The organism is Streptomyces sp. NPDC058307 (assembly GCF_042880295.1).
Classification (GTDB): Bacteria; Actinomycetota; Actinomycetes; order Streptomycetales; family Streptomycetaceae; genus Streptomyces.
This window is the reverse complement of sequence record NZ_JBHVYZ010000172.1, coordinates 1-1,451: the sequence shown is the minus strand read 5'-3', so window position 1 is coordinate 1,451 and position 1,451 is coordinate 1. Positions and strand designations below refer to the sequence as shown.

Here is a 1,451-nt window from a genome sequence, read left to right as displayed (position 1 = left end):
TCAGGCGGCTCTACCTTCTTGATCGGGTTGATCGAGCCATTCGTAGGGTTGGGTCGCCCAGGGGTGCTGGGTGTGGCTATCAGGCGGCTGCCGTCCGTGGTTTACCTGGCTTCGCCGCCCAGCGCCCCACGACGACTCGGCCGCCGATTAGGAAGTGCGAACAGTCGCTGTGTAGAGCAATGCCGGCGAGGTCGTCCGAGGCACGAACAGTACGAACACGCATGTCAGGAGCACGATGAGCCGGATATGGGCGGGGATCGACAGCGGCAAGGGCCACCATCACGGCCTCGCTCTGGACGCCGACGGCAAGACCTTGCTGTCCCGGCGGGTCGCCAACGACGAGCCCGAGCTGCTGAAACTGATCGGCGACGTCCTGGACCTGGCCGACGGCCGTGAGGTCACCTGGGCCATCGACATGACCGGCGGGGAACCCGCGCTCCTGCTGGCCCTGCTGCTCAACCATGGCCAGGAGGTCCTCTACCTCCCCGGCCGCCTGGTCAACCGGGCCTCCGACGGCTACCGCGGCGAGGGCAAGACCGACGCCCGTGACGCCTACGTCATCGCCGACCAGGCCAGGATGCGCCGCGACCTGCGGCCCATCCGCCCCGGCGACGAGGCCGCCGTCGAGCTGAAGCTGCTGACCGGACGCCGGGCCGACCTGGTCGAGGACCGCACCCGCGTGGTCAACCGTCTGCGAGGCACTCTGCTGAGCATGTTCCCGGCCCTGGAGCGGGCCCTGGACGTGACCAACACCGGCCCGCTCAGGCTGCTGACGGGCTACCAGACCCCGGCCGCCATCCGCCGCGTCGGCGTCGCCCGGCTGACGAAGTGGCTGGCCAACCGCAAGGTCCGCAACGCCAGGACTCTGGCCGAGACTGCCGTCGAGGCCGCCGAGCGCCAGCACACAGCGATCCCCGGGGAGAAGACCATCGCCAAGCTGGTCCACACCCTGGCGGAGGAGGTGATGACCCTCAATGAGCAGATCGCCGAGATGGACAAGCTCATCGAGGGCCGGTTTCGCGAGCACGAGCTCGCCGGCATCATCCTGAGCGTCCCGGGCATCGGCACCGTGCTCGGCGCCGAGTTCCTCGCCGCTGTCGGCGGCGGCCTGGACGAGTTCGACTCCCCGGACGCCCTGGCAGCCTTTGCCGGAGTCGCCCCCGCACCACGCGACTCGGGCAAGGTCAGTGGCAACTTGCACCGGCCCCTGGTCTATCACCGACGTCTCCAGCGCGTGTTCTATACCTCGGCGCTGGTCAGCGTCCGCTACGACCCGAACTCGCGGAAATTTTACGACCGTAAACGAGCCGAGGGGAAGAAGCACGTCCAAGCCGTGCTCGCCCTCGCCCGCCGACGCGTCAACGTCATCTGGGCTCTGATCCGTGATCGTCGGTGCTACGAAGTGGTACCACCGGTGACTGCGGCAGCTTGACAACAGCATTAGGAAGCCA

1 protein-coding gene is annotated in these 1,451 nt (G+C 68.0%); it reads left to right on the top strand.

Annotation, left to right across the window (positions count from 1 at the left end; genetic code table 11):
- Nucleotides 1–235: 235 nt before the first annotated feature.
- Nucleotides 236–1,432, top strand: coding sequence for an IS110 family transposase (locus ACFVYN_RS41355; RefSeq protein WP_390008099.1), 1,197 nt, complete (start codon nt 236–238; stop codon nt 1,430–1,432).
- Nucleotides 1,433–1,451: the final 19 nt, after the last annotated feature.